The organism is Maricaulis sp. B-26 (assembly GCF_056857855.1).
This window is the reverse complement of the sequence record NZ_JBSXNX010000025.1, coordinates 16,728-40,089: the sequence shown is the minus strand read 5'-3', so window position 1 is coordinate 40,089 and position 23,362 is coordinate 16,728. Positions and strand designations below refer to the sequence as shown.

Below are 23,362 nucleotides of genomic sequence, written 5' to 3'. Positions count from 1 at the left end.
GCGTGAGCCGCCCCTGGCCCAATGAATTGCGCTTTTCCAAGTCGGACCGCGCCCTCCATGTCGCTTTCGACGACGGACAGCAATTCGATATCCCCTTCGAGACACTCCGGGTGGAAAGCCCAAGCGCTGAAGTCCAGGGTCATGGCCCCGGTCAGAAGAAAACCGTGACGGGCAAGGAAAACGTACTCGTCACCGCGGCCGAACCGGTCGGGCGCTATGCCGTGCGCCTCGTCTTCGATGACGGGCACGATTCGGGCATCTTCACCTGGGACTATCTCTACGCCCTGGGCGAGAGCGCGGCCTGACCCGGGGCCCGGAGAGAAAGCGCGACAAGCGTGAGGAAATTTTCTAGCCTCGCACCAGGTCTGTCACAGGAGTTGGCCATGTTGCGAACCGCCTCCCTCTTTGCTTTCGCTTCCGCGAGCCTGATATTCGCCGCCCCCGTTTTCGCTGGTCCTGACGACTTCCATCCGGGTCCCGTTATCCCGGAATTCGGCGATATCGCCGATGTGGACATCGAGATGGAGATTCCGGACGGGGTGGTGCTGCGCCACGCCTTCGACGCGTCGTCCGGCGCCGCTGACGGCGAGCTGAACCGGACTTTGTCCAGCGCTGCACGCTTCATCAATATGCATGCTGCCAATGGAGTACCCGTAGAGAACATCCACCTGGCGGTCGTTGTACACGGTCAGGCCGTGTCCGATGTCACCACCGTGCGCGCCGAAGCCAATGCGGCACTGGTCGAGGCCCTGACCGCCCATGGCGTGCGGATCTATGTCTGCGGGCAGAGCGCCGCCTGGTACGATGTCGGGGCGGAGGACCTACTGCCCGGAGTCGATATGGCGCTGTCGGCCATGACCGCCCATGCCCTGCTCCATGCCGAGGGCTATTCGGTCAACCCGTTCTAGGCGGACACAAGACGCTGCTCAAGCTGCGTCGAGCCTGTCGCCTTTGAGAAGTCGCGGCGGATCGCCCGTCTCGCCTCCGGCCTGACGCATGAAAAAACGCCGCGCCGGACCGATCCTGTTGACCAGGGACAGGCCGAGGCCGCGGATCTGCCGGATCGGCTCGATGTCGTTGGAAAACAGGCGATTGAAGAAATCCGTCCCGGCCGCGAGTGTGGCGCTATCAAATTTGCGCCAATCGGCATAGCGCTGCAGCGTCGTAACGGCGCCGACATCGAGACCGACCCGCTTGGCATCGCCGCAGACTTCGGCCAGGGCGGCCGCATCCCGGATGCCCAGATTGAAACCCTGACCTGCCAACGGGTGAATGCCGCGCGCGGCATCGCCGACGAAGGCGATCCGGTCTTCATGGAATCGCTCGGAGAATTTCAACCCCAGCGGATAGGCGAAACGCGGGCCGACGGGGCGCACATCCCCGAGAAAATCGCCGAACCGGTTTTCCAGCTCTTCCTGGAACACGGCATCGGGCGCAGCTTTCAGGGCATCGGCCACATCGTCCGGCTCGGTCCAGACGAGCGAGGAACGATTGTCAGTAAGTGGCAGGATGGCGAACGGACCTGAAGGCAGGAAATATTCATAGGCCACGCCATTGTGCGGCTCGGCATGCTGCACCGTGGTCACCAGACCCTTCTGGCCGTAGGACCAGCCAGCGGTGCGGACCTTCGCCTGCGAGCGGATGCGCGAAAACTTGCCGTCGCAAGCGACCAGAAGCTTGCCGCGAAGACGATCGCCCCCTTCCAGTAGCAGGTCGATGCCGCCGGTACGGTGTTCGTAACCGGTCGCCCGCGCCGGAGCGAAGAGCTGGATTGCCGGTCGCGCTTTCAAGGTCTTGCCGAGCGCCATGCGCGAATAGCGGTTTTCCGCCATCCAGCCCAGCGGCTCACCATCATCCTCCGGCGAGATCTCGCGGCGGTCGAAATGCAGGCTGTGGGGACCCGGACCACCTGGCTTGAGCTCGCCATAGGGCCGACCGTCGCAGACCAGAATATGCTCGATCCGCTGCGCGTACTCGCGGAGATGATCCGCAACTCCCAGCGCCTCGAACATGCGCCAGGAGGTATAGGCCAGCGCGGAGGCGCGGCCGTCGAATTCCGGAGCCAGCTGATCGTCGATGGGGAGAATGTCCACCACGGCCACGCTCAGACCAGCCTGATCCATGGCGAGCGCCAGCGTCAGGCCGGCGAGACCGCCACCCGCGATCACCACATCGCCGTCGAAAAGGGTTTTCTGCGTCATGGCGCGGAGAATAGGCGGTTTGCGCGATGATGGAAGCGGTCAACGCGCCGCAGGTCCGTTAACGTCTCTTTACCATCCGGGAACCCTTACAGGGTTAGGACAGTGTCATGACCCGCAAGACCAAGTCCGCCAAGCCCAAGTCTGTCCAACGCGCCAAGCCGCAATGGCGCCTGCGCCTGTTCGACCTGATGTTCGGGAGCGCCATGCTGCTCGGCGGCGGCTTCCTGCTGGCGGCATTGTTGTCGCATCACGTGCTGGACCCCAGCTGGAACGTCGCGGCCGACGGGGCGGTCCGGAACTGGATGGGACGCCCGGGAGCGACCGCGAGCGACCTCCTGCTGCAAACGGCCGGCTGGGCAGCCGGCGGACCGGCGATAGCGCTGCTGATCTGGGGCGGTATTCTGGTCTGGCGTACACCGCGCCAGCGTCCGCCATCGGTCGCCGGCCTGCGTTGGCTGTTCGCCATTCTCGCCACGGCCGGTTTCGCGACCGCTGCGAGCGCCTTGCCCCTGCCGCAGGCCTGGCCCTTCGGGAGCGGGCTGGGCGGCGTCATTGGCGATGTGTCGCTCGGCCTGCTCGCCAGCCTTCCGGCGCAATTCGACCTTCCGGCCCCGAATGGCATGGCCGCCGCCTTCGCACTTGCCGTCTGCGTGGTCGGGATATTTTTCACTTTCGGCCTGCGCTCTCGCGATCTGACCGCGGCCGTGGATGCGGCTGGCCTCGCATGGGCGACGCTTCGGGTCTGGTTCGATGCGCTGCGAGAACGCGGTCCTGCTCTGGCCCACCTGTTCGGTGGCGGCCGCGAGGATGACGACCCGGCCTCAGCGCCGCTCGAACGCGAGGAACCGGTGCTGCGCCGTGCCATGCGTGCCGCCGATGCGGACACGCCGACCCGGATCGATCCGGACGAGGCTGCCGCGGCAGCTTCCGCATCCAATGCGGTGAAGGTCGCGGCGGCCCGCAAGGCCAGGGAATCGGACCGTGCTGCCCGCGAAGCCCAGGGCGCGCTTCCCTTCGCCCGGTCGGAAGGCTTCAAACTGCCGCGCCTCGACCTTCTGGCCAAGCCGGACGTCCGCAATGATGCCGTAGACGAGATGGCCCTGCGCCAGAATGCGGAACTGCTCCAGGGCGTGCTGTCGGATTTCGGGGTAAAGGGCGAGATCGTCCAGGTCCGGCCTGGACCGGTCGTCACACTCTACGAATTCGAACCTGCGCCGGGCGTGAAGTCCTCGCGCGTCATCAATCTGGCCGACGACATCGCCCGCTCGATGAGCACGATGGCGGCCCGTGTCGCCGTCGTGCCCGGGCGCAATGCGATCGGGATCGAACTGCCCAACCCCAAGCGCGAGACCGTCTTCCTGCGTGCCCTGTTCAACTCCAAGGCCTTCGAGGACGCCAAGGCGGAGCTTCCCTTCGCGCTCGGCGAAACGATCGGCGGCGAACCCTTCGTCGCGGACCTGGCGCGCATGCCGCACCTCCTGATAGCGGGTACCACCGGCTCTGGTAAGTCGGTCGGCATCAACGCCATGATCCTCTCTCTGCTCTACCGGCTACCGCCGGAAGACTGCCGGATGATCATGATCGACCCGAAAATGCTCGAACTTTCGGTCTATGACGGCATCCCGCACCTTCTGACCCCGGTCGTAACCGATCCAAAAAAAGCGGTCGTGGCCCTGAAATGGGCTGTCCGGGAGATGGAAAGCCGCTATCTGCGCATGTCCAAGGTCGGCGTGCGCAATGTAGCCGGCTTCAACGAGCGCGTCGCCGAAGCGCTCGAAACCGGCGAAGCGCTCTCTCGCACAGTTCAGACCGGTTACGACAAGGAGAGCGGCGAGCCGATCTTCGAGACCGAGACGATCGCCGCCGAACGCATGCCCTATATCGTCATCGTGATCGACGAGATGGCCGACCTGATGATGGTCGCCGGCAAGGAAATCGAAGCTGCAGTCCAGCGTCTCGCCCAGATGGCCCGTGCCGCCGGCATCCACCTCGTGACCGCGACCCAGAGGCCGTCTGTCGACGTCATCACGGGTACGATCAAGGCCAATTTCCCGACCCGTATCTCCTATTCCGTGACCTCGAAGATCGACAGCCGCACCATTCTCGGCGAGCAGGGCGCCGAACAGCTCCTCGGCATGGGCGACCTGCTCTACATGGCCTCGGGCGGCCGTCTGCGGCGTCTGCACGGCCCCTTCGTCTCCGACAGGGAGGTCGAGGACGTCGCCGCCTTCCTGAAGAAGCAGGGCGCGCCGGAATATCTCGAGGCGGTCACAGCCGGTGGCGATGACGACGAAGACGGAATTCCCGGCATGGACGGCGAAGGCTCGGGCGATGCGCTCTTCGATCAGGCCGTGGCCCTGGTAGCGCGCGACCGGAAGGCCTCCACTTCCTATATCCAGCGTCGTCTGCAGATCGGTTATAACCGCGCGGCAACGCTGATCGAGCGCCTCGAGGAGGAGGGCATGATCGGCCCCGCCGACCATGCCGGCCGCCGCGAGATATTCCTGCCCGAGCACGACGTAGCCTGAAACGCGGATTTCTGATGTCAGGATGAACATTGCGGCCTTGCTCGTGCCGCATTGGCCTGCGAGCTTGCGATCATGATTTCACTCGTTCTGTCCCTGGCCCTTTTTCAGGCCACCGAAACCCTCCCCCAGGCGTCAACAGACGAGCCTGCTCCGGCGGAGGCCGCCGCAGTCGCGCCGGCGACGGAGGCTTTCGATGCCGAGGCCGCGCTCGACGGAGTCAATCTCTATCTCAACTCTATCGAGACACTGCGTGCGCGCTTCAACCAGGTGGCGCCGGACGGTTCTCTGGCCCGCGGTCATCTGGTTATCGCACGCCCCGGACGGCTGCGCTTCGACTATGACGATCCCAGCCCGATCCGCGTCATCGCGGACGGTACGACAATCGCCATACAGGACACCGCACTGGAAACCGTGGATCGCGTGCCGCTGCGATCGACGCCACTCTGGTGGATATTGAAACCGGAAATCGATCTTGCCGCGGATGCGAATATCGTATCGGTGGAAAGTGAATTCGGTTTCCTCTACGTCACGCTGGAAGACCCGGACGAGGACGTGCAGGGACGGATCATGTTCGTGTTCGCGGAACCGAATTACGAGTTGCGGGAATGGTTCGTGACGGACGCCCTCGGCGAAGTGACTCGCGTGTCCCTCGCCGACATGGAAACCGGAATTCGGGTCAATCCGCGCAATTTCGTGATTCCTGAGCCGGAAGACCGTCGCGACTCGCGACGCGGCCGCCGATAGGGTGCGACAAATCCGCCACACGCAAACCCTTTCTCATTTTTTATTTGTCAAAAGCCGGCAGCTGTGGCGTTATTGTAACGCTGACTGAGACGAACTGGATCGGCGTCGTCCCCCCGCTTGCGGATCCCATCTCGGTCGCGCCGGATTGATCCCCTCCCGGCGCTGCGCTGGAAAAGACAAGCGCATGGCTGTGCGCCCGATCTCCTCCCCCTCGAGATCGGGCGCATTTGCTTTCTGGCCCCGCATCAATACCCCATAAGCAGTGCACAACACGCTTTACCCCTGTCCACTCCCGGCCGGGGTCGTTACATATCTGCGCATGCAATTCGAAGATGATCCCGAAAACGCGGACATTCCCCGTCTGCTCGAGGAAATCCCGCTTCTCTACAAGGCCAAGGCCTTCGCCGAGAGCCTGAACGCGAACACCTGGTTCTCGCGACTGGGGGAGCCCCTGGACGACCGGGAAAAGCATCTCGCGCACGCCTATCTGGATGGTCTTGGCTTCCCCGACGCCGAACCGGCCCTGCTGCAGGACTGGGATGAAGCCGCCGGCGCGGCGGAGACGCTCGACCGGGATCCGATGAGCTGGGAAGCCGAGGAAATGCTCCGGACAGGTCTTGTCAGCCGTGTGCTTGAGCGTCTCGACGAAGAAGCCGTGCAAGCGGCCATGACCATGATCGCCCAACGCACCGGCGATTCCGCCCGCGACGCGGTCGAGGATGCGGCCGCTATGGGTGATGTCGAGGACATGGAGCTGGTTCACGCCGCAGCGGGCGCCCTCGCCCAGGCGGCGAACGGTGCCGCGCTGGTAATCCTCGCCGAGGCGGAAGGCGACGATCCGCCACATCCTTTCCTCGCTCGCTGGCGCCTTTTCGCGCGTGGCCGCTGGCCCGTCGGCCTGGCCGGCTCAACCTACAACATCCTGTAAGACGAAGGTTTCGATCATGACGGCTTTGACTCTGGCAAGCTGGAACATCAATTCCGTACGACTGCGCGCGCCCATGGTCGCGGAATGGGTACGCCAGGCAGATCCCGACGTGCTCTGCCTCCAGGAAATCAAATGTCAGAACGAGCAATTCCCGGAAGACGCCTTCCGCGAAATGGGCTTCCGGCATTTCCACGTTCGCGGCCAGAAAGGCATGCACGGGGTCGCTATCGCGTCGAAATACCCGCTCGAGGATCTCGGCGACGAGGATCTTTGCCCCCGGGCCGAAGCGCGTCATCAGCGCGTCGGCGTGGAAGGGCTCGAACTTCATAATTTCTACATTCCGGCCGGTGGGGACGAGCCCGACCCGGCCATCAATCCGCGCTTCGCCCACAAGCTGGAATTCCTCGACCGCATCGAAACCTATTTCAAACAACGGGCCGCCGATAACGCCCCGCTGGTCCTGGTCGGCGATTTCAATATCGCGCCCTATGAAAACGACGTCTGGTCGCACAAACAGCTGCTAAAGGTGATCAGCCACACGCCGGTCGAGACCGACGCGCTTGAGCGCATCCGTCTGGCCGGAAACTTCTCGGACATTGCACGTGAACTTATCCCGATGGACGAGAAGGTCTATTCCTGGTGGAGCTACCGCGCCCGCGACTGGCGCAAGGCCAATCGTGGCCGGCGTCTGGACCATATCTGGGCGGCTCCGGCGGCCCGCGACCGTGCGCTTGAGGGCGGGCGAGACGCGTTCCGGATCTGGGAAGATGTGCGCGGCTGGGAAAAGCCGTCCGACCATGCTCCGGTCGTTCTCAGAATGGGTTAGTCGAGCGAGGCGATATAATCGTCGATATCGAAACCTGACTGCCTGTCGCCATTGCCCGTGGCGCTGTCATACCGGTTTTGCCAGCGGTTCAGGCGGCTCAACGCCGCGCGCAGTGCCCCGTCGACACGGCTCTGGAGCTGGTCGCAATCAGGCTGTACTCCAAGATCGCCCAGGTCTGCGTGGATCAGTTCGGCTGCGTGCACCGCAAGGCGTGCATGGCCGGTCTCGTGATCCCGGCGCTGCTGCAAGAGTTCGTCCCAGCGGCGCTGGGACATGCCACTGGCCTCGCCATAGCCGGACCAGCGCGGATAGACCTGATCGAGCGTTACCGTCAGTTCAAGCCCGGTCGCAAGGCAACCGGCCTCGACCTCGGCCGCTCCATAGCCGTAATTGATCCCGAACTGCGTTTCGCTGGGCGGCGAATAGGGGCGAGCCGCCTCGATCGCTTCGACCGCGTGGCGAAAACGTCGCCCGTCCACGGAATAGCTGTCGACCCCGACGATCACGATGATGCCGGGCCGTTCAGGAAGGTCCGGAGCTTCTGGAATACCCGACGGCTGCGCCGCCGTGAGGATGCCGGTCAGCCCGGTCAGAATGCCCGCATAAATCGGTATCACGCCGGGTCTCCGCTATCTGTCAGGTCTGCAGACGATATCCGCCACTCTCCGTCACAAGAAGCCGCGCATGTGCCGGCTCCGGCTCGATCTTCTGGCGGAGCCGGTAGATATGGGTCTCCAGCGTATGCGTGGTGACAGCCGGATTATAACCCCAGACCTCGTGCAGAAGCTCGTCGCGCGGCACCGGCTTGCCGCCAGCCCGGTAAAGGTATTTGAGGATATTGGTTTCCTTTTCCGTCAGCCGGACCTTCTTCTCGTCTGCCGTCAGGAGCAGTTTCATGGCCGGCCGGAATTCGTAGGGGCCGACCTGGAAGACGGCATCCTCGCTTTGCTCATGGCTGCGCAGATGTGCGCGGACGCGGGCGAGGAGAACCGAGAATTTGAACGGCTTGGTCACATAGTCGTTGGCGCCGGATTCCAACCCGAGGATCTGATCGGCATCGGTATCCTGGGCTGTCAGCATGACGACGGGCGCAGTGATCCCGTTCTTGCGCATGAGGCGGCAGGCTTCACGACCATCCATATCCGGCAGGTCCACATCCAGCAGGATGAGATCGGCCCGCTCGTCGCGTGCGACCTGCATGCCGCCACCGGCGGTTTCGGCGGACAGGGTCCGGAACTCCTGGTGGAGGGCAAATTGCTCGATCAGCGCTTCGCGAAGATCTTCGTCGTCGTCGACGATCAATATCGATTTCTGAACGCTCATATCGTGATCATGCCCCATTTGGCCAGCAAGGCAAATTTTGCCGGCCGGCAATGATTGCCGGGCATTTCCTGCAGCGCAAGAGCCATTCCATAGCCATGCAACATTCTGATTCTGGTCCCGATTTTGCTTCTTATCCCACGAGTCCGCCTGCCGGACACCCATCCGTGGTGGGGGAGGCGCAGTGGACGCCTGTGTGCTTTTCGCACGATAAAGGCGTCCCTCGCCGACCACCAGTTACCGCTCCGGTCGCCAGCATCGTTACAGGACAGGGACATGGATTGGCAGGTTAGCCAGGACGGGAAGTTCCAGCTGAACGGCCGGACCGTACGCGCTGCACTGGGAAAAGGCGGCATCACGAGCGCGTCAGACAAGCGTGAGGGCGACGGGGCTACGCCCCTGGGCAGCTGGCCGGTCAGGCGTGTCCTCTATCGCCCAGACCGTGTCGAGCCCCCGGTCACGGCCTTGCCCGTCAGGGCTCTGCGCGAGGATGACGGCTGGTGCGACGACCCGGCGGACCCGGCTTACAATCGCCCGGTGCGGCGCCCCTATACCGCTTCCCACGAGGCAATGTGGCGCGAAGACGGGCTCTACGACATCATCCTCGTCCTGGGCCATAATGACGATCCGCCGGTGGCCGGGATGGGATCTGCGATCTTCCTGCACTGCAAGCGCGGCGATTACGAGCCGACGCTCGGCTGCATCGCACTTGACCCGGATGATGTCCGAAGCCTGCTCGCACAGATCCGGCCGGGGGATCATATCGTCATAAGCTGACGGGCCGGTCAGCTCTCTCGTGGACCGAAAAAGCCTGTCCCCACACGCACGGACGTCGCACCGAGACCGATCGCCGTCGCATAATCCTCGCTCATGCCCATCGAGAGGGCTTCGATACCGCTGTCCCGGGCCAGCCTGGCCAGCAGTGCGAAATGAAGGCCGGCGGGTTCCACGACAGGCGGAATACACATCAGGCCCGCGATCTGGAATTCATATTCGGAGCGCATCCGCTCGACGAAAGCGGGAAGCTCGGCCGGCAGCACACCGGCTTTCTGGTCTTCTTCCCCGGTATTGACCTGGACGTATAGCCGGGGGCTACACCCCTGCTCATCCATCGCCTTGCGCAGGCTTCTGGCCAGCTTTTCCCGGTCCAGCGTCTCGATCACGTCGAACAGGGCGACGGCCTCGGCAGCCTTGTTCGTCTGCAGCGGACCGATCAGCCGCAATTCCAGATCGGGGTAGCGGTCGCGCCGGTCACGCCAATGCGCCTGCGCTTCCTGTACCCGGTTTTCGCCGAAAACGCGCTGGCCTGCTGCGAGGGCCGCATCGATGCGTGCATCAGGCTGGCGCTTTGACACGGCAACCAATCTGATATCACTCGGATCGCGCCCGGCTTCGCGGGCGGCGTGCTCGATATCGCGGAGAAGGCGGGTTCGGTTGGTGGCTATATCGGAGAGATCAGACATGACGCCGCCTTATGACGCGGCTCGCCGGATGGCAAGTCTGGCGGAGCGGAATCGCGACCGGACGATACTGCATCTGCCCCCGCTTCTCGTTCTGACCGATCCGGGCCGGACGCCGGACCCGCTCGGCCTCGCGGCCGGGCTCGCGCCGGGTACCGGTCTGGTCTACCGCCATTTCGGGGCCACGGACCGGTTTTCGACGGCGGCCGCCCTCGCGGAAATCGCCGATGACCGCGGACTTTTTCTTTTCGTCTCTGCCGATATGGCGCTTGCCGAAGATTGCGGCGCGCACGGAATACACTGGCCGGAGGCAAGGCTGGCGGAAGCCGCCCGCCGGCGGGCGCGGGGCGACCGCCGGCTGTTCACGGTGGCGGCCCATGGTGGACGCGCACTCCGCCGGGCCCGGTCTGCGGGCATGGATGCCGCTCTTCTGTCGCCGGTATTTCCCAGCCGGAGTCCCAGTGCAGGCCGGGCAAAAGGCCTGTTTGCCGCAAGCGCCGCCGTGCGCAGCACGGATATGCCGGTCTATGCCCTCGGAGGGGTCGATGCGCGCTCGGGCGCACGGCTTGCCGGTCTGGGATGGTCGGGATTGGCAGTGATCGACGCGATCAGAAGCGCAGAGCGGACTCGAACTTGACCTCGGGCTGGCGCTCCTCGGTCTCCATCCAGTCGAAATATTCGCTTTCAGGCGTGGCAATCCGGACCTGACCGCCAAGGCGGATGCGGCTACCGAGATTGACGTAAGCGCCGGCGCTGACATCTTCGCGCTGGAAGCGGGTATCGGTCTCTTCGTCGAAGCCGAGCGTGATGCCCCAGCGGCCACCGGAGGACTCGAGCGTAAAGGTCGTCGGTTCGCCGAGTTCCGGATGGACGGCTTCGTCCATGGACAGAGTGAAGGCCTCGTACCAAGGCGTATCGGCCTCGGACTCGGTCACGGCAGCATCCTGGGCAAAGGCCGGAGACGCGCACACGACTAGGGCGGCGGCCAGAACGGCCCCCGTCATCATCTTGCCAATGAAATCAATCGGATGGCGGCGCCGGTCCATTGATAAATCTCCCTCAGCAGGACATTTGTACCGCAACAGGCCGGAGCGCCCCAAGGAGAATCTGCGGCGGCGGCTTCAGAATCCCGTCAGCTGTTGCCGATTTGTCAAAACTGCCAGCCGAGTTCGACGAAGCCTGTCGTCCGGTCCCGCTCCGCGACGGTCCGAACGCCACCCAGCAAGAGAGGCTCGCGGCGCTCGGAGGCCTGGACTCCCGCGCCGATCAGCCACCGCTCACCCACCAGGCGCGAACCGCTCGCCTGCCAGGTCTGTCCGTCGACATGGACGAGATCGTCGCTGAACGCCGCGTATTCGACGGTCCAGAGCCAGGGCCCCGTCTCGTAACCCCCGGACGCCGACCATGCCTCGTAATCCCGGTCGCCGGCAGCGATCCCGTTGTCCGAGCGCAACCAGCGCGCACCGGCGCGCCAGTCGCCATGGCGCCAGGAGAGGCCGGCATCCAGGGTCGTGATGCCCTCGAAATCCGGCCGGCCCGTCGCGTCGCGGCTTTCGGCCAAGCCGGCGCTGACGGCCCATTCATGCGAGCCGCGGCGCAGCGCGTAGCGAAGCGAGACCTCCACCACATCGTCCGCGAGCGGTGTCAGACGGCCGGCGGCACCATATTCGCGAGCGCATAAATCCACTCCGCAAACGCGCACCGACGGCGTATAGGAGAACGCCCCCTCAAGTGTCCCGACACTGGTTTCCTGACCCAGCGCGATCGATTGAAAGACGATCTTGGGATCGTGGCCGGACGTCAGGTTTCGCGTGCGGGCGCCGGTCAGCTCGCTCGTATTGATCCGGCCGCCATCCGCCCGGCTGAGCCGGAAGGCGGTCGGCCCCCCCTCTGTATCGAGATTGGCTGCACCGGGACCGTAGCCGAGGCGCAATTCGCCCCACCCCGTATCGGTGTAGAGATAGGCGGCATCGAGCACGGCGCGGGTCTGATCCCGGTCCGCCGGCCCCGCTGTGTAGAAACCCGATACAGGGCCGGTGACCGGTGCCGGGGCGCCCCCGGCCTCCACACTCGCACAATCGGCTGCCCCGGCAGGACAATCTCCCGCCAGCCCACCCCAGCCGCGGCGCGCCGTGTCGCGCTCGATCCGGCCGCCCAGGACCCAGCCCCAACGGCGTCCGGCATGACTGAAAGTCTCGTATTCGAGCTCGGCATCGAGATCGAAGAGAAGCGTGTCACCGGCGTCCGCATCACGCAGAACAACACCCGCATCGATACGCGGTGTGAACACGCCGCTCGCATTGTCTTCGGTGAAATAAGCGTCCTGGGCGCTGGCCTGCCCCCAGAACGTTGCCGGCGGGCCCGCAAGTGCTCCGGACAGAGCTGCGAAAAGTATCGCGCTTTTTGTCCGCATCATGACTCGCGGTCCCGCCGATCGGCCCCGTCCCCCCGGACGTCGCACCTTACAGGAGGTTACCGCGCTCTTCCGGTCAAGCATGAGCCCATGCGGACACGAGTGTTAACTGTCAGCTGTTGCCTTCGTGCCACGCTTTAAAAGGGTGCCTTTCGGCGCTGGCTTGTCTGATATTGCGTGTTATACAAGCACTTCAAAATATGCTGTGCTTTCGCATCAGCACCATTTCAGCGCGTATTCGCCGTCTGTATCGAAGGAGTATCGGCACATGTCCGACCGTCGGATCCTCGGAGCCATCCTCTCTGCCGCCATCCTCGCCCTGCCTGCCTGCGCATCCCGGGGGGCCGACGCTGCGGACAGCGCCAGCGATTCCCGTTCCGGCCTGCGTCTGCCGTCCCTGCCCAATCCGCTCGGTGGCGGCAATTCGGACGTCGAAGTCGAAGGCATCGGCGTCAACAGCTATCTCTGGCGCGCCAGCCTCGACACGATCAGCTTCATGCCGCTCTCCGAGGTCGACCCCTTCGGTGGCGTGATCATCACCGACTGGTACGCGAACCCGCAGATGACGACGGAACGCTTCAAGCTCACCGTCTACATCCTCGACACGCGCCTGCGTGCCGACGCGCTTGCGGTCAATGTCTTCCGCCAGGTGCGTGACGAGACGGGCGGCTGGATCGATGCGGAAACCGGCAGCGACACCGCCTACGAAATCGAAAACGCGATCCTGACCCGCGCCCGCCAGCTTCGTATTGCCCAGCTTGAAGACTAGGCCCGAAGCTGCCCGGACGCCGGGTTCTCGCCACGAGTCATGACCATGAGCCGATACAATCCCCGCGAGGCCGAACCGAAGTGGCAGTCGGTCTGGGCGGAGCGTGATGCATTCCGTGCCGCCGGCCCGGAAGACGGGGCTTCCAAGCCTAAGTACTTTGTCCTTGAAATGTTTCCGTATCCTTCGGGCCGGATCCATGTCGGACACTCCCGCAACTACACGATGGGCGACGTGGTGGCGCGCTACAAGCGCGCCCGCGGCTTCGATGTGCTCCATCCGATGGGCTGGGACGCCTTCGGCCTGCCGGCCGAGAATGCGGCGCGCGATCGCGGCGTACATCCCGGCGCATGGACCTATGACAATATCGAGGTCATGCGCGCCCAGCTTCAGCGTCTCGGCCTTGCGCTGGACTGGAGCCGCGAGATCGCGACCTGCGACCCGGCCTATTACCGTCACCAGCAGGCGATCTTCGTCAAACTGCTGGAGAAGGGGCTGGCCTATCGCAAGACCGCAAAGGTCAACTGGGACCCGGTCGACCAGACCGTTCTCGCCAACGAGCAGGTGATAGACGGGCGCGGCTGGCGCTCCGGCGCTCTCGTCGTACAGCGCGAGCTGGACCAGTGGTTCTTCAAGATCACCGATTATGCCGATGTGCTGACCGACGGGCTGGATACGCTCGAGCGATGGCCTGAAAAAGTCCGCACCATGCAGGCCAACTGGATCGGCCGCTCGCGCGGGGCGGAAGTGAATTTCCCGCTTTCCGACCCCGCCCTGGCGAACCGGTTCGGCAAGACGATCGACGTCTTCACGACCCGCCCCGACACGCTCTTCGGCGCCAGTTTCCTCGCGCTCGCCCCGGACCATCCCATCGTCCGAGCCCTTGCGGAAGACGATCCGGAGATCGATCGCTTCACCCATGAGTGCGCCCGGATGGGGACGACGGAAGAAGAGATCGAGACGGCGCCTAAACGGGGTGTCGACCTCGGGATTACCGTCAAGCACCCCTTTGACGATTCATGGGAATTGCCGGTCTGGAGCGCAAATTTCGTGCTGTCCTCCTACGGCACCGGGGCCATTTTCGGCTCGCCGGCCGGTGATCAGCGCGACCTCGATTTCGCCCGCAAATACAATCTCCCGGTCAATCCGGTCGTCCTGCCGCCGGACACGGACGCGGCGACGCACACGATCGAGGACGAGGCCTATACGGGCCATGGCACGATCTATAATTCCCGCTTCCTGGACGGGCTTTCCACCACGGACGCGATCGAACGCGCCATCTCTGAGCTCGAAGCCCGCAAACTCGGGACGGGCGCCACCAGCTATCGTCTCCGCGACTGGCTCGTCTCGCGCCAGCGCTATTGGGGTTGTCCGATCCCGGTCGTTCACTGCGACGATTGCGGCGCGGTCCCGGTTCCCGAAGACCAGCTTCCGGTCGTGTTGCCCGAAGACGTCACCTTCGACCATCCCAGCAATCCGCTCGAACGCCATCCGACCTGGAAGCACACGAGCTGTCCCGAGTGCGGCAAGGACGCCACGCGCGAGACCGATACGCTGGACACCTTCGTCTGTTCGTCCTGGTATTTCCTGCGTTTCACCTCACCCTGGGACGAGACCACGCCTTTCCTCGCAAAGGATGCGGAACACTGGATGCCGGTCGACCAGTATGTCGGCGGTATCGAGCACGCGATCCTGCACCTGCTCTATGCGCGCTTCTTCACGCGGGCCCTCAATGATTGCGGCCTGATGAACCTTCCGGGCGGCGAGCCTTTTGAGGGTCTGTTTACCCAGGGCATGGTCACGCACGAGACCTACAAGTCGGCCGACGGAAAATGGCTTTCGCCCGATGATGTCGAACGTCGGGACGGAAAGACCGTAGAGATCGCGACGGGTGCGCCGGTCAGCGTCGGTTCGATCGAGAAAATGTCCAAGTCGAAGAAGAATGTCGTCGACCTGGATGCTTTCATCGAGAGCTATGGCGCCGATGCCGCTCGCTGGTTCGTGCTGTCGGACTCGCCGCCGGAACGCGACGTCGAATACACGGACAGCGGTGTCGAAGGCGTCTGGCGCTTCATCCAGCGCCTCTGGACTACCGTGACCTCTCTGCCCGAGGGTGCACCGGGTCCGCTGACAATCGCCTCGGAGGCCGAGGGCGCGGCTCTGGATATTCGCAAGGCTGCCCACAAGGCACTGAAATCCGTCACGGATTCAATTGAGGGATTCCGTTTCAATTCAGCGGTGGCGCAGGTTCACGACCTGGTCAATGCCGTGCGAAAGTTCGAACCCGCTGACGCGTCCGGCATTGCCGCGAAGGCCGAAGCCCTGGGTATCCTGACCCGCATGATCGCGCCCTTCATTCCGCACTTGGCGGAAGAATGCTGGGCCCATCTGGGTGGCGAAGGTCTCGTCATCGACGCGCCCTGGCCGGACGCCGATCCGGCCCTGCTCGTGGACGACACGGTGACCATGCCCGTCCAGGTGAATGGCAAGCGCCGCGGCGAGATCGAGATTGCCAAGGGCTCCGACGAAGAGGCGGTGAAAACGCTGGCTCTGGAAAATGACGGGGTGGCGCGCTCGCTGGAAGGGCTTACAGTCCGCAAGGTGATCGTGGTACCCGATCGTATCGTCAATATCGTCGCAGGTTAGATTCATGCGCTCACGCCGCTCCGTCATTGCCAGCCTGGCCCTCACCGTCGGCCTGACGGCAACGGGCTGCGGCTTCTCGCCCATGTACGGCAATGGCGGCATCGCTGCCGGGCTTTCTGATATCCGCGTCGAGACCGGCGAGGAGCGCGTCGATTTCCTGCTCCAGGAGGCGCTGCTGGACCGCATGGGCGCGCGGCACGCCGACGGTCCATACACGCTACGCACGCGGACGGACCTGGACTCTATCGGCCTTGGTGTTGGTGCTGATGCCGTTGTGCGGCGCTATGCGATCAATCTGGATGTCCAGTACGAGCTTTTCCGGGACGGCGATTCTTCACCTGTCTTGCAAGGAAGCATCGCCGCCCTGGCCTCTTATGATGTCGCGGACTCGGTCTATGCGTCCGTGACGGCCGAGCAAGACGCCCAGGCCCGGGCTGCGGACCAGGCTGCCGAACGCCTGACGGCCGAACTCGCCCGCGCGATGCAGGACGCAGATACGTGGTAAAGGTATCGCCACGCGACGCCGACTCCCGGGTCCGCCGTCCGGATCCCAATATCAAGGCTTACCTCATTTACGGCCCCGACCGGGGCCTCGCCCACGAACGCGCCAATGCGCTGGCTTCCGCGATCCTCGAGGATCCGGACGACCCCTTCGCTCTCACCCAACTCACCGAAGACGACCTCAAGTCCGATCCGGCGGCGCTCGCGGACTCGATCGTCGCCATGTCGCTCACCGGAGGGCAGCGTCTCGTCCGGGTCCGGCTTTCCGGCGAGACCGGGAACGGGCCGATCGTCGAGCTGATTTCCGAGATCGAGAGCGGCTCTCTCGCGCCGCAAACCGTGCTGTTGGTCGAGTCCGGCGATTTAACGCCGCGAGGGAAGCTTCGAAAATCGTTTGAACCGGCCAAAAACGCAATGGCTATAGCGTGTTACGCCGACAATTCTCAATCGCTCGAAACCCTCTGCGAAGACCAATTAAAGGCTGAGGGGCTCTCGATTGCACCCGAAGCGCGCAATGCCTGGCTGCCGCGGCTCGAAGGTGACCGGGCGCTGGCCCGCGGCGAGATCGAGAAGCTGATCCTCTACAAGGGACTCCGCTCCCAGCGTCCGGACGGCGATGACATGGTTACGCTCGAGGACATCGAGGCCATCGCGGCCGGTGAAGGCGATGCGCAGATGGACGTCATTCTCGCCCATGCCCTCCTCGGAGAGAGCCGGCTTGCGGACAATGCCTATGGCCGCGCGATGAGTGCGGGCGGCAGTGCGGTTGCCATATTGAGAACCCTGCAGCGGCGCCTCGACCAGATCGGTAGCGTCCAGGCTGCCGGCGGAGATGAAGGCGCAATGGCCCGGTCCGGTGCGCCTCGATACGGCCCCCAGGCAGCCGCATTCAAGCGGCAGCTGACGCTCTGGAAGGGCCGTCGTCTGGAGCACGCCCGGCAGCTGGCTTTCGATGCGGAGCGTCAGGTCAAACGGTCGGGGAGCCCGGCCGAAGCGCTTGTCGGCGACCTTCTGCTCCGGCTGGCGCGCGGTGCGGCGCAGGTCGCACGCTGATCAGCCTGCCGTGGCATTGCCGCTGAGGCGGCGGCAAACATCGTCCAGCTGCTCGAGCGTCGTATACTGGACGCGAATCTCACCGCCTTTGGCCCCGTGCCGGATATCCACATTGAGCCCCAGGCGCGACGCGATATCGGCCTCCAAGGCCCGCGTATCGGCATCCTTGTCGGCCTTCTGGGCCGCTTTTTTCTCGGGCGCCTCGCCGGTCTGGGCCGCTCGGGCAAGACGTTCCGCCTCACGCACGGACAGGCCGCGTGCGACGATCTCCTCGGCCAGCTTCACCGGGTCCGGCGCCGTCGCGATCGCACGCGCGTGACCGGCGGAAATGCGGCCATCGGCAAGGAATTCCAGTACCCCGGCCGGCAAAGCCAGCAGGCGGACCATGTTGGCGACATGGCTTCGGCTTTTCGAAACAGCCTGGGCGACATCATCCTGGGTGTGACCGAAACGGTCGATCAACTGCTTGTAGGCTTGGGCCTCTTCCACCGGGTTCAGATCCGACCGCTGGACATTCTCGACGATGCCGATTTCCAGAGTTTCGCGATCTGTGAGCTCACGGATCAGAGCGGGCACTTCGTGCAGCCGGGCGCGCTGTGCGGCGCGCCAGCGGCGTTCGCCAGCCACGATTTCGTACTGCGCATCATCACCGGTAAGCGGACGAACGAGAATAGGCTGAACAATACCCTTGTCTGCGATCGAATCCGCCAGCGCATCCAGCTCCGACTCGGTCATCGTCTTGCGGGGCTGGTCCGGATTGGGGCGGATCTGCTCGATGGGCAGGGTTTTCACGCCGTCCCGGCTGTTGCGCGGGCCGTCGCCGCCTTCCGGGGCCTCGTAATTCTCCCCCTCGGTTTCACCCAGCAGGGCAGACAGGCCGCGACCCAGGCGGCGGTTCTTCTCGGACGGACTCATGCGACTTCACCCTGTTCAGCGCGGCGGCGCTTTCTTTCCTGTTGGACGATTTCCTTGGCCAGGCCGATATAGGCCTGGGATCCGGTACAGCTGAGATCGTAAAGCAGAACCGGCTTTCCGACCGACGGCGCTTCTGACACGCGCACATTCCGCGGGATCATCGTCTTGTAGACCTTGTCGCCAAAATGCGCCCGCACGTCCGCTGCGACTTCCGCGGAGAGATTATTGCGGCTGTCATACATGGTCAGAACCACGCCCTGGATATCCAGATGCGTGTTCAGGTGTCCACGAACCCTCTCGACCGTCTTGATGAGCTGGGTCAGGCCTTCAAGCGCGAAGAATTCGCACTGCAACGGAACGAGGATCGCGTCAGCGGCTGTCAGGGCGTTGACGGTAAGGACGTTCAGCGAGGGCGGACAATCGATCAGGATGTAATCGAGATGGTCATCCTTCTCCGCCAGAGCACGAATGCTCTGATCTACCGCGCGTTTCAGGCGATAGGATCGGCGCTGATCGTCGGCCAGTTCGAGTTCGGCGCCGGACAACAGAACGTCCGAGGGGACGATGGAGAGACCCGGAACCACGGTCGGGACCAGCGCCGATGTCAGGGGGTCGCCCTCCACAAGGACGTCATAGGAGGTCATCTGACGCTGGGATGGGGGCACGCCGAGACCTGTGGAGGCATTGCCCTGGGGGTCGAGGTCGATAATAGCGACCTTCTGCTTGATGGCCGCGAGGGCCGTTCCGAGATTGATGGCCGTGGTCGTCTTGCCGACACCGCCCTTCTGGTTCGCGATCGCTATGACGCGGGGCGCTCTGGGGCGCTCTTGCTTATCGGACACGCTCGACCTCGTTGATGCGCAGGATGACACCCTCACTTGTGAGGCTTGGAATGACTTCGCTATCGAATGTCCAGTGTTTACGAGCCTCGGTCAATTCATCCTGATAGCGCTGACCCTTGAAGAACAGGCCCTGAGCCCCGTTTTTCAACAGCGGCGCGGCATATCCCAATAATTTATTCAACGGAGCGAAGGCCCGGGCGGTCACGAGATCGAAGCCTTCTGCAGGGTCGAGCGTCTCGACCCGTACGGATCGCGCTTCAGCGTTGAGTCCCAGCTCCGCAATCACCTTGCTGAGAAACGCGACCTTCTTGCCGACGGAATCGACCATGACGACAGGAACATCGCGTCCCTGATCGCGGAAGCCCAAAGCCAGGGCTATGCCCGGAAAGCCCGCTCCGGCACCCAGATCCGCGATACGCGTCACGCCTGCCGGCAGATGCTCCATGAGCTGAAAACTATCCAGCGCATGCCGCTCCCAGAAATGCTCCAGGGTCGAGCGTCCGACCAGATTGGTGTGGGCGTTGGTCTCCACCAGGAGCGAACGCCACCGGTCGAAGGCCTCGAGTGTTTCACGTGAAACACCGGTCCGTTCGGCAAATTCCTCGCGGGTCACTAACTCGCCTCTTTATTGCGGCGCTTCACATGAGCCAGGACCGCTGTCAGAGCACCCGGTGTGACGCCCTCGATCCGCGCAGCCTGGCCGAGCGTTTCCGGACGCGCCGTTTCGAGTTTTTCGCGCGCCTCATTCGACAGACCGCCAACAGACCGATAATCCAGATCGCGGGGTAGCTGTACGGCTTCGTCACGACGGAAAGCGAGAATGTCAGCCTCCTGACGCTCGAGATAGCCGGAGTAAAGGGCTTCGATCTCGATCTGTTCGGCGATGCGCCCGTCAAGTTCGGCAAGTTCCGGCCAGATCGGGGCGATATCGGCCCATGCGATATCAGGATAAGCGAGCAGCTCGCTCACCGTGCGGCGCTTGCCGTCAGAATTCACGGTCAATCCATGTTTGCGTGCCTCGTTGGGAGTCAGGCTGAAGCCGTTGACGAGGCCACGGGCGTGCTCAAGCGCGTCGGCCTTCCAAGTGAAACGATCTTGCCGCGCATCCGAAACGGCGCCGATTGCCATAGCCTTCGGCGTCAGACGCTGATCGGCGTTGTCGGCGCGCAGGGTCAGACGATACTCGGCCCGTGAGGTGAACATGCGATAGGGCTCGCTCACGCCGCGCGTAATGAGATCGTCGATCATCACACCGATATAGGCTTCGGACCGGCTGAGCACGAAAGGCTCTCGGCCCTGCGCTGACAGTGCGGCATTGAAGCCGGCCATCACGCCCTGGGCTGCGGCTTCCTCATATCCCGTAGTCCCGTTGACCTGGCCGGCCAGCCAGAGGCCCGGCACGGAGCGCAACTGCAGCCGCGCATCGAGCTCACGTGGGTCGACGTAATCATATTCGATGGCGTAGCCGTAGCGCTTCACCTCGACATCGGCGAGCCCCGGCATGGTCCGAAGGAAGGCGACCTGGACATCATCAGGCAGCGAGGTCGAAATCCCGTTCGGATAAACCGTATCGTCGTCGAGACCCTCGGGCTCCAGAAAGACCTGGTGGCTGGTCCGGTCAGCAAAGCGCACGACCTTGTCCTCGATGGACGGACAATAGCGCGGCCCACGCCCGGAGATCGCACCGCTATAAACGGCCGATTGCTCGATATTCTTCTGGATGATGGCGTGAGTGCGCTCCGTGGTTCGGCTGATCGCACAAGTGATCTGGGGGACCTCGATCCGATCGGTGAGAAATGAGAAGGGCACAGGCTCCGCATCGGCGGCCTGTTGTTCCAGACTTCCCCAGTCGATCGAGGACTTCCGCAGCCGCGCAGGCGTCCCGGTCTTCAACCGGCCCATGCGCAGGTCGAGACCATAGAGAGTGTCGGCCAGACCGATCGCCGGCGCTTCGCCCGCTCGTCCGGCCGGGATACGCTCCTCCCCTTTATGGATCATCCCACGCAGGAAGGTGCCCGTCGTCAGAACCACGGACGGCGCGGCATAGGCCACGCCGGCACCATCGATCACGCCGACACAGGTCCGGCCATCGAAAATCAGGTCTTCAACCGCTGCAGAGCGGATCTCGAGATTGGGTGTGCCGGCCAAATCGGCCTGCATCGCGGCTTTGTAAAGCGCACGATCGGACTGTGTCCGCGGGCCGCGAACCGCCGGGCCTTTCGACCGGTTGAGAAGCCGGAATTGGATGCCAGAAGCGTCCGCCACCCGGCCCATCACGCCGTCCAGCGCATCCACCTCGCGGACGAGATGTCCCTTGCCGAGGCCACCGATCGCCGGATTGCAGGACATCTCGCCGATGGTTTCGAGCTTGTGCGTGAGCAGAAGGGTAGCGGCGCCCAGACGCGCAGAAGCCGCCGCTGCTTCGCAGCCGGCATGGCCGCCGCCGATGACGATGACATCCCAGGACTTCATGGTTTCGATTCCTGCCGTGCGCCGCAGGCTCGGTCGGCGCTCTCACAAAGGGTCGGGTTACATAAAGCTCCCACGCTTCGCTGTCGAGGGTCAGCGGACCGGCATGGTCAATGTTTCACGTGAAACAGCGCGGTATTTTATTTGCCGATGCAGAACTGGCTGAAGACACGGTCCAGCACGTCTTCGACATCCACTCGTCCCGTCAGGCTTTCCAGAGCCCGCACGGCCAGGCGTGCGTCCTCTCCGGATAGTTCGGGCGCGTCCGCGAGATTGTCACGGCAGCGGAGCAAGGCCTCGCGCGCCGTCTCTACCGCCTTGCGATGACGCGCCCGGCTTAGCGCCGGCATTTCACGCGCACTCAGGCGATCGCGCACGATATCCTCGATCCTGGCCTCCAGAGCATCCACGCCCTCGCCCGATTTCGCACTCAAGCGATAGGCGCCGTCCCGCGTCCTGTCGGGCGCCAGATCCAGCTTATTGAGTACAAGCAGATCGTGGGGTTCGAGGCGTCCCTGCAAATCCAGGAGCTCCTCCTCGGATCGCGCATCCACCACCCCGATACGAAGATCAGCGTGCTCGGCACGGTCAAGCGCCCTTCGGACGCCCTCCGCTTCGATCGCATCCACGGCTTCACGGATCCCGGCAGTATCCGAAATGACCACAGGAAACCCGCTCATCACGACACGGACCTCGACCACGTCCCGCGTCGTGCCCGGAATATCAGTGACGATCGCAGCCTCACGGCGCGCCAGCCTGTTGAGCAGGCTGGATTTTCCGGCATTCGGAGCGCCAATCAGCGCAATGGAGAAGCCCGTCCGGATGCGCTCGCCCCGGCGTCCGTCGTCGAGATGCTCCTCCATGGACTGGACAAGCTTCGTAAGCGGTTCCCAGGCCTGGTGCGAGAGCGCGTCCGGGACATCCGCCTCGTCGGGAAAATCGATTTCGCCCTCGATGGAAGCCATCGCCCGGATCAGATCCTCTCGCCAGCCTTCATAGAGTGACCGCAAGGCGCCCGACATCTGGGACAGGGCCTGCTCGCGCTGACCAGCTGTTTCCGCCTCGATCAGGTCGGCCAGACCCTCGGCCTCCGTCAGATCGATCTTGTCGTTCTCGAAAGCCCGGCGCGTGAACTCGCCCGCTTCGGCCGGCAAGGCGCCCGCCTCGTCCAGCGCTGCCAGCGTCGCTTCGATGACGGCCGGACCGCCATGCACGTGAAACTCGGCGCAGTCCTCGCCAGTGAAACTGTTCGGACCTTCGAACCAGAGCACCAGCGCCCGGTCGATGACCCCGCCCTTGCTGTCCCGCAAGGCTCTCAGGGCCGCGACCCTCGGCTCGGGCCGCGGCAGCCCGGCCAGCGCATCGAGAATACCTCCACTGGAGGGACCCGACAGTCGTATGATCGCCACGCCGGATCGGCCGGGCGGTGTCGACAGGGCGTAGACGCTGGTCTGCACGATGCTACTTGCTCCGGTCCGAGCCTGGCGTGCCGGACGCCTGACGCATCAGATCCATGAACTGATTGGTCATCTGGCCCCCGAAACTGGTCCACTGCTGCATCAGGGTTTCCGGATCGAGGCTGTCCATATTGGCCTCCATCCGCTTGACCATCTCCTCGGTCAGGCGCTCGTTGAGAGCCGTGACATCAGGCAGGCCGAGAAAGGTGCGGGCCTCCTCCGGCGTGCATTCGATATCGATATTGACCTTCATGGGCGCCTCACAGGATGTTGCCGGTATCCGAGCAATGAAC

Annotated in this window: 24 protein-coding genes; 12 read left to right on the top strand and 12 right to left on the bottom strand. The window is 63.8% G+C overall.

Features of this window, described 5'->3' with window-relative positions; genetic code table 11:
• Positions 1–2: 2 nt before the first annotated feature.
• Both AC13HB_RS11600 and AC13HB_RS11595 read left to right on the top strand, forming a co-directional pair.
• The gene (locus AC13HB_RS11600; RefSeq protein ID WP_482949923.1) at positions 3–305 is read left to right on the top strand and encodes a gamma-butyrobetaine hydroxylase family protein; all 303 of its coding nucleotides are present in this window, start codon (positions 3–5) and stop codon (positions 303–305) included.
• A gap of 78 nt (positions 306–383) precedes the next feature.
• Positions 384–908 carry a DsrE family protein gene (locus AC13HB_RS11595; protein ID WP_482949922.1) on the top strand — a complete coding sequence of 175 codons (525 nt, stop codon included), beginning with the start codon at positions 384–386 and terminating at the stop codon, positions 906–908.
• A gap of 18 nt (positions 909–926) precedes the next feature.
• Here AC13HB_RS11595 and AC13HB_RS11590 read toward each other — a convergent pair whose 3' ends face one another.
• The gene (locus tag AC13HB_RS11590) at positions 927–2,201 is read right to left on the bottom strand and encodes a UbiH/UbiF/VisC/COQ6 family ubiquinone biosynthesis hydroxylase (protein ID WP_482949921.1); all 1,275 of its coding nucleotides are present in this window, start codon (positions 2,199–2,201) and stop codon (positions 927–929) included.
• Between the two features lie 107 nt (positions 2,202–2,308).
• Here AC13HB_RS11590 and AC13HB_RS11585 point away from each other — a divergent pair, with 107 nt between their 5' ends.
• From AC13HB_RS11585 to xth, 4 genes are all read left to right on the top strand, one after another.
• Positions 2,309–4,729, top strand: a complete 2,421-nt coding sequence (locus tag AC13HB_RS11585) for a DNA translocase FtsK (protein ID WP_482949920.1) — start codon at positions 2,309–2,311, stop codon at positions 4,727–4,729.
• A 72-nt stretch (positions 4,730–4,801) separates the two neighbouring features.
• Complete coding sequence (locus AC13HB_RS11580; RefSeq protein ID WP_482949919.1) at positions 4,802–5,473, top strand: LolA family protein; 672 nt, start codon at positions 4,802–4,804, stop codon at positions 5,471–5,473.
• Between the two features lie 319 nt (positions 5,474–5,792).
• Positions 5,793–6,401 carry a hypothetical protein gene (locus AC13HB_RS11575; RefSeq protein WP_482949918.1) on the top strand — a complete coding sequence of 203 codons (609 nt, stop codon included), beginning with the start codon at positions 5,793–5,795 and terminating at the stop codon, positions 6,399–6,401.
• A 16-nt stretch (positions 6,402–6,417) separates the two neighbouring features.
• Complete coding sequence (gene xth, locus AC13HB_RS11570; RefSeq protein ID WP_482949917.1) at positions 6,418–7,227, top strand: exodeoxyribonuclease III; 810 nt, start codon at positions 6,418–6,420, stop codon at positions 7,225–7,227.
• On the opposite strand, the gene AC13HB_RS11565 is transcribed toward xth, so the two are convergent.
• Together AC13HB_RS11565 and AC13HB_RS11560 are read right to left on the bottom strand one after the other, a co-directional pair.
• Entirely contained in the window at positions 7,224–7,844 is a 621-nt protein-coding gene (locus AC13HB_RS11565; RefSeq protein WP_482949916.1) for a DUF922 domain-containing protein, read from the bottom strand. The two genes, xth and AC13HB_RS11565, sit on opposite strands and share 4 nt — an antisense overlap.
• Before the next feature lie 19 nt (positions 7,845–7,863).
• Complete coding sequence (locus AC13HB_RS11560) at positions 7,864–8,550, bottom strand: response regulator transcription factor (protein WP_482949915.1); 687 nt, start codon at positions 8,548–8,550, stop codon at positions 7,864–7,866.
• A gap of 273 nt (positions 8,551–8,823) precedes the next feature.
• Here AC13HB_RS11560 and AC13HB_RS11555 point away from each other — a divergent pair, with 273 nt between their 5' ends.
• Positions 8,824–9,324 (top strand): L,D-transpeptidase family protein, encoded by a 501-nt coding sequence (locus AC13HB_RS11555; RefSeq protein WP_482949914.1) that lies wholly within the window; start codon positions 8,824–8,826, stop codon positions 9,322–9,324.
• Positions 9,325–9,332: 8 nt separating this feature from the next.
• Here the strand turns inward: AC13HB_RS11555 and AC13HB_RS11550 are convergent, their stop codons facing one another.
• Positions 9,333–10,010 carry a YggS family pyridoxal phosphate-dependent enzyme gene (locus AC13HB_RS11550; protein ID WP_482949913.1) on the bottom strand — a complete coding sequence of 226 codons (678 nt, stop codon included), beginning with the start codon at positions 10,008–10,010 and terminating at the stop codon, positions 9,333–9,335.
• Between AC13HB_RS11550 and AC13HB_RS11545 the strand changes: the two genes are divergently transcribed.
• Positions 10,009–10,644 (top strand): thiamine phosphate synthase, encoded by a 636-nt coding sequence (locus AC13HB_RS11545; RefSeq protein ID WP_482949912.1) that lies wholly within the window; start codon positions 10,009–10,011, stop codon positions 10,642–10,644. The genes AC13HB_RS11550 and AC13HB_RS11545 overlap by 2 nt on opposite strands.
• On the opposite strand, the gene AC13HB_RS11540 is transcribed toward AC13HB_RS11545, so the two are convergent.
• Positions 10,616–11,053: an NtrZ family periplasmic regulatory protein gene (locus AC13HB_RS11540; RefSeq protein ID WP_482949911.1), complete on the bottom strand. Its 438-nt coding sequence runs from the start codon at positions 11,051–11,053 to the stop codon at positions 10,616–10,618. The genes AC13HB_RS11545 and AC13HB_RS11540 overlap by 29 nt on opposite strands.
• Positions 11,054–11,157: 104 nt before the next feature.
• Complete coding sequence (locus AC13HB_RS11535) at positions 11,158–12,423, bottom strand: porin (RefSeq protein ID WP_482949910.1); 1,266 nt, start codon at positions 12,421–12,423, stop codon at positions 11,158–11,160.
• A gap of 265 nt (positions 12,424–12,688) precedes the next feature.
• Between AC13HB_RS11535 and AC13HB_RS11530 the strand changes: the two genes are divergently transcribed.
• Genes AC13HB_RS11530 through holA form a run of 4 tightly spaced genes read left to right on the top strand, consistent with a single transcriptional unit; the run spans position 12,689 to position 17,386 of the window.
• Positions 12,689–13,189 carry a DUF3576 domain-containing protein gene (locus AC13HB_RS11530; RefSeq protein WP_482949909.1) on the top strand — a complete coding sequence of 167 codons (501 nt, stop codon included), beginning with the start codon at positions 12,689–12,691 and terminating at the stop codon, positions 13,187–13,189.
• 45 nt (positions 13,190–13,234) lie between these two features.
• Positions 13,235–15,832 (top strand): leucine--tRNA ligase, encoded by a 2,598-nt coding sequence (leuS, locus tag AC13HB_RS11525; RefSeq protein WP_482949908.1) that lies wholly within the window; start codon positions 13,235–13,237, stop codon positions 15,830–15,832.
• A gap of 4 nt (positions 15,833–15,836) precedes the next feature.
• The gene (lptE, locus tag AC13HB_RS11520) at positions 15,837–16,337 is read left to right on the top strand and encodes an LPS assembly lipoprotein LptE (RefSeq protein WP_482949907.1); all 501 of its coding nucleotides are present in this window, start codon (positions 15,837–15,839) and stop codon (positions 16,335–16,337) included.
• Entirely contained in the window at positions 16,331–17,386 is a 1,056-nt protein-coding gene (gene holA / locus AC13HB_RS11515) for a DNA polymerase III subunit delta (protein ID WP_482949906.1), read from the top strand. The genes lptE and holA overlap by 7 nt, the downstream gene beginning before the upstream one ends.
• Here holA and AC13HB_RS11510 read toward each other — a convergent pair whose 3' ends face one another.
• The 6 genes from AC13HB_RS11510 to AC13HB_RS11485 all read right to left on the bottom strand — a co-directional run bounded on the left by AC13HB_RS11510 (position 17,387) and on the right by AC13HB_RS11485 (position 23,322).
• The gene (locus AC13HB_RS11510) at positions 17,387–18,301 is read right to left on the bottom strand and encodes a ParB/RepB/Spo0J family partition protein (RefSeq protein ID WP_482949905.1); all 915 of its coding nucleotides are present in this window, start codon (positions 18,299–18,301) and stop codon (positions 17,387–17,389) included.
• A complete protein-coding gene (locus tag AC13HB_RS11505) occupies positions 18,298–19,143 on the bottom strand; it encodes a ParA family protein (RefSeq protein ID WP_482949904.1) in 846 nt (281 codons plus the stop codon). Before AC13HB_RS11505 ends, AC13HB_RS11510 begins: the two co-directional genes overlap by 4 nt.
• Complete coding sequence (gene rsmG / locus AC13HB_RS11500; RefSeq protein ID WP_482949903.1) at positions 19,133–19,756, bottom strand: 16S rRNA (guanine(527)-N(7))-methyltransferase RsmG; 624 nt, start codon at positions 19,754–19,756, stop codon at positions 19,133–19,135. The genes AC13HB_RS11505 and rsmG overlap by 11 nt, the downstream gene beginning before the upstream one ends.
• A complete protein-coding gene (gene mnmG, locus AC13HB_RS11495) occupies positions 19,756–21,615 on the bottom strand; it encodes a tRNA uridine-5-carboxymethylaminomethyl(34) synthesis enzyme MnmG (RefSeq protein ID WP_482949902.1) in 1,860 nt (619 codons plus the stop codon). Before mnmG ends, rsmG begins: the two co-directional genes overlap by 1 nt.
• Before the next feature lie 137 nt (positions 21,616–21,752).
• Positions 21,753–23,069, bottom strand: a complete 1,317-nt coding sequence (gene mnmE / locus AC13HB_RS11490) for a tRNA uridine-5-carboxymethylaminomethyl(34) synthesis GTPase MnmE (RefSeq protein WP_482949901.1) — start codon at positions 23,067–23,069, stop codon at positions 21,753–21,755.
• A gap of 4 nt (positions 23,070–23,073) precedes the next feature.
• On the bottom strand, positions 23,074–23,322 hold the full coding sequence (locus AC13HB_RS11485; RefSeq protein ID WP_482949900.1) for a DUF6489 family protein: 249 nt from the start codon (positions 23,320–23,322) through the stop codon (positions 23,074–23,076).
• Between the last annotated feature and the right edge of the window lie 40 nt (positions 23,323–23,362).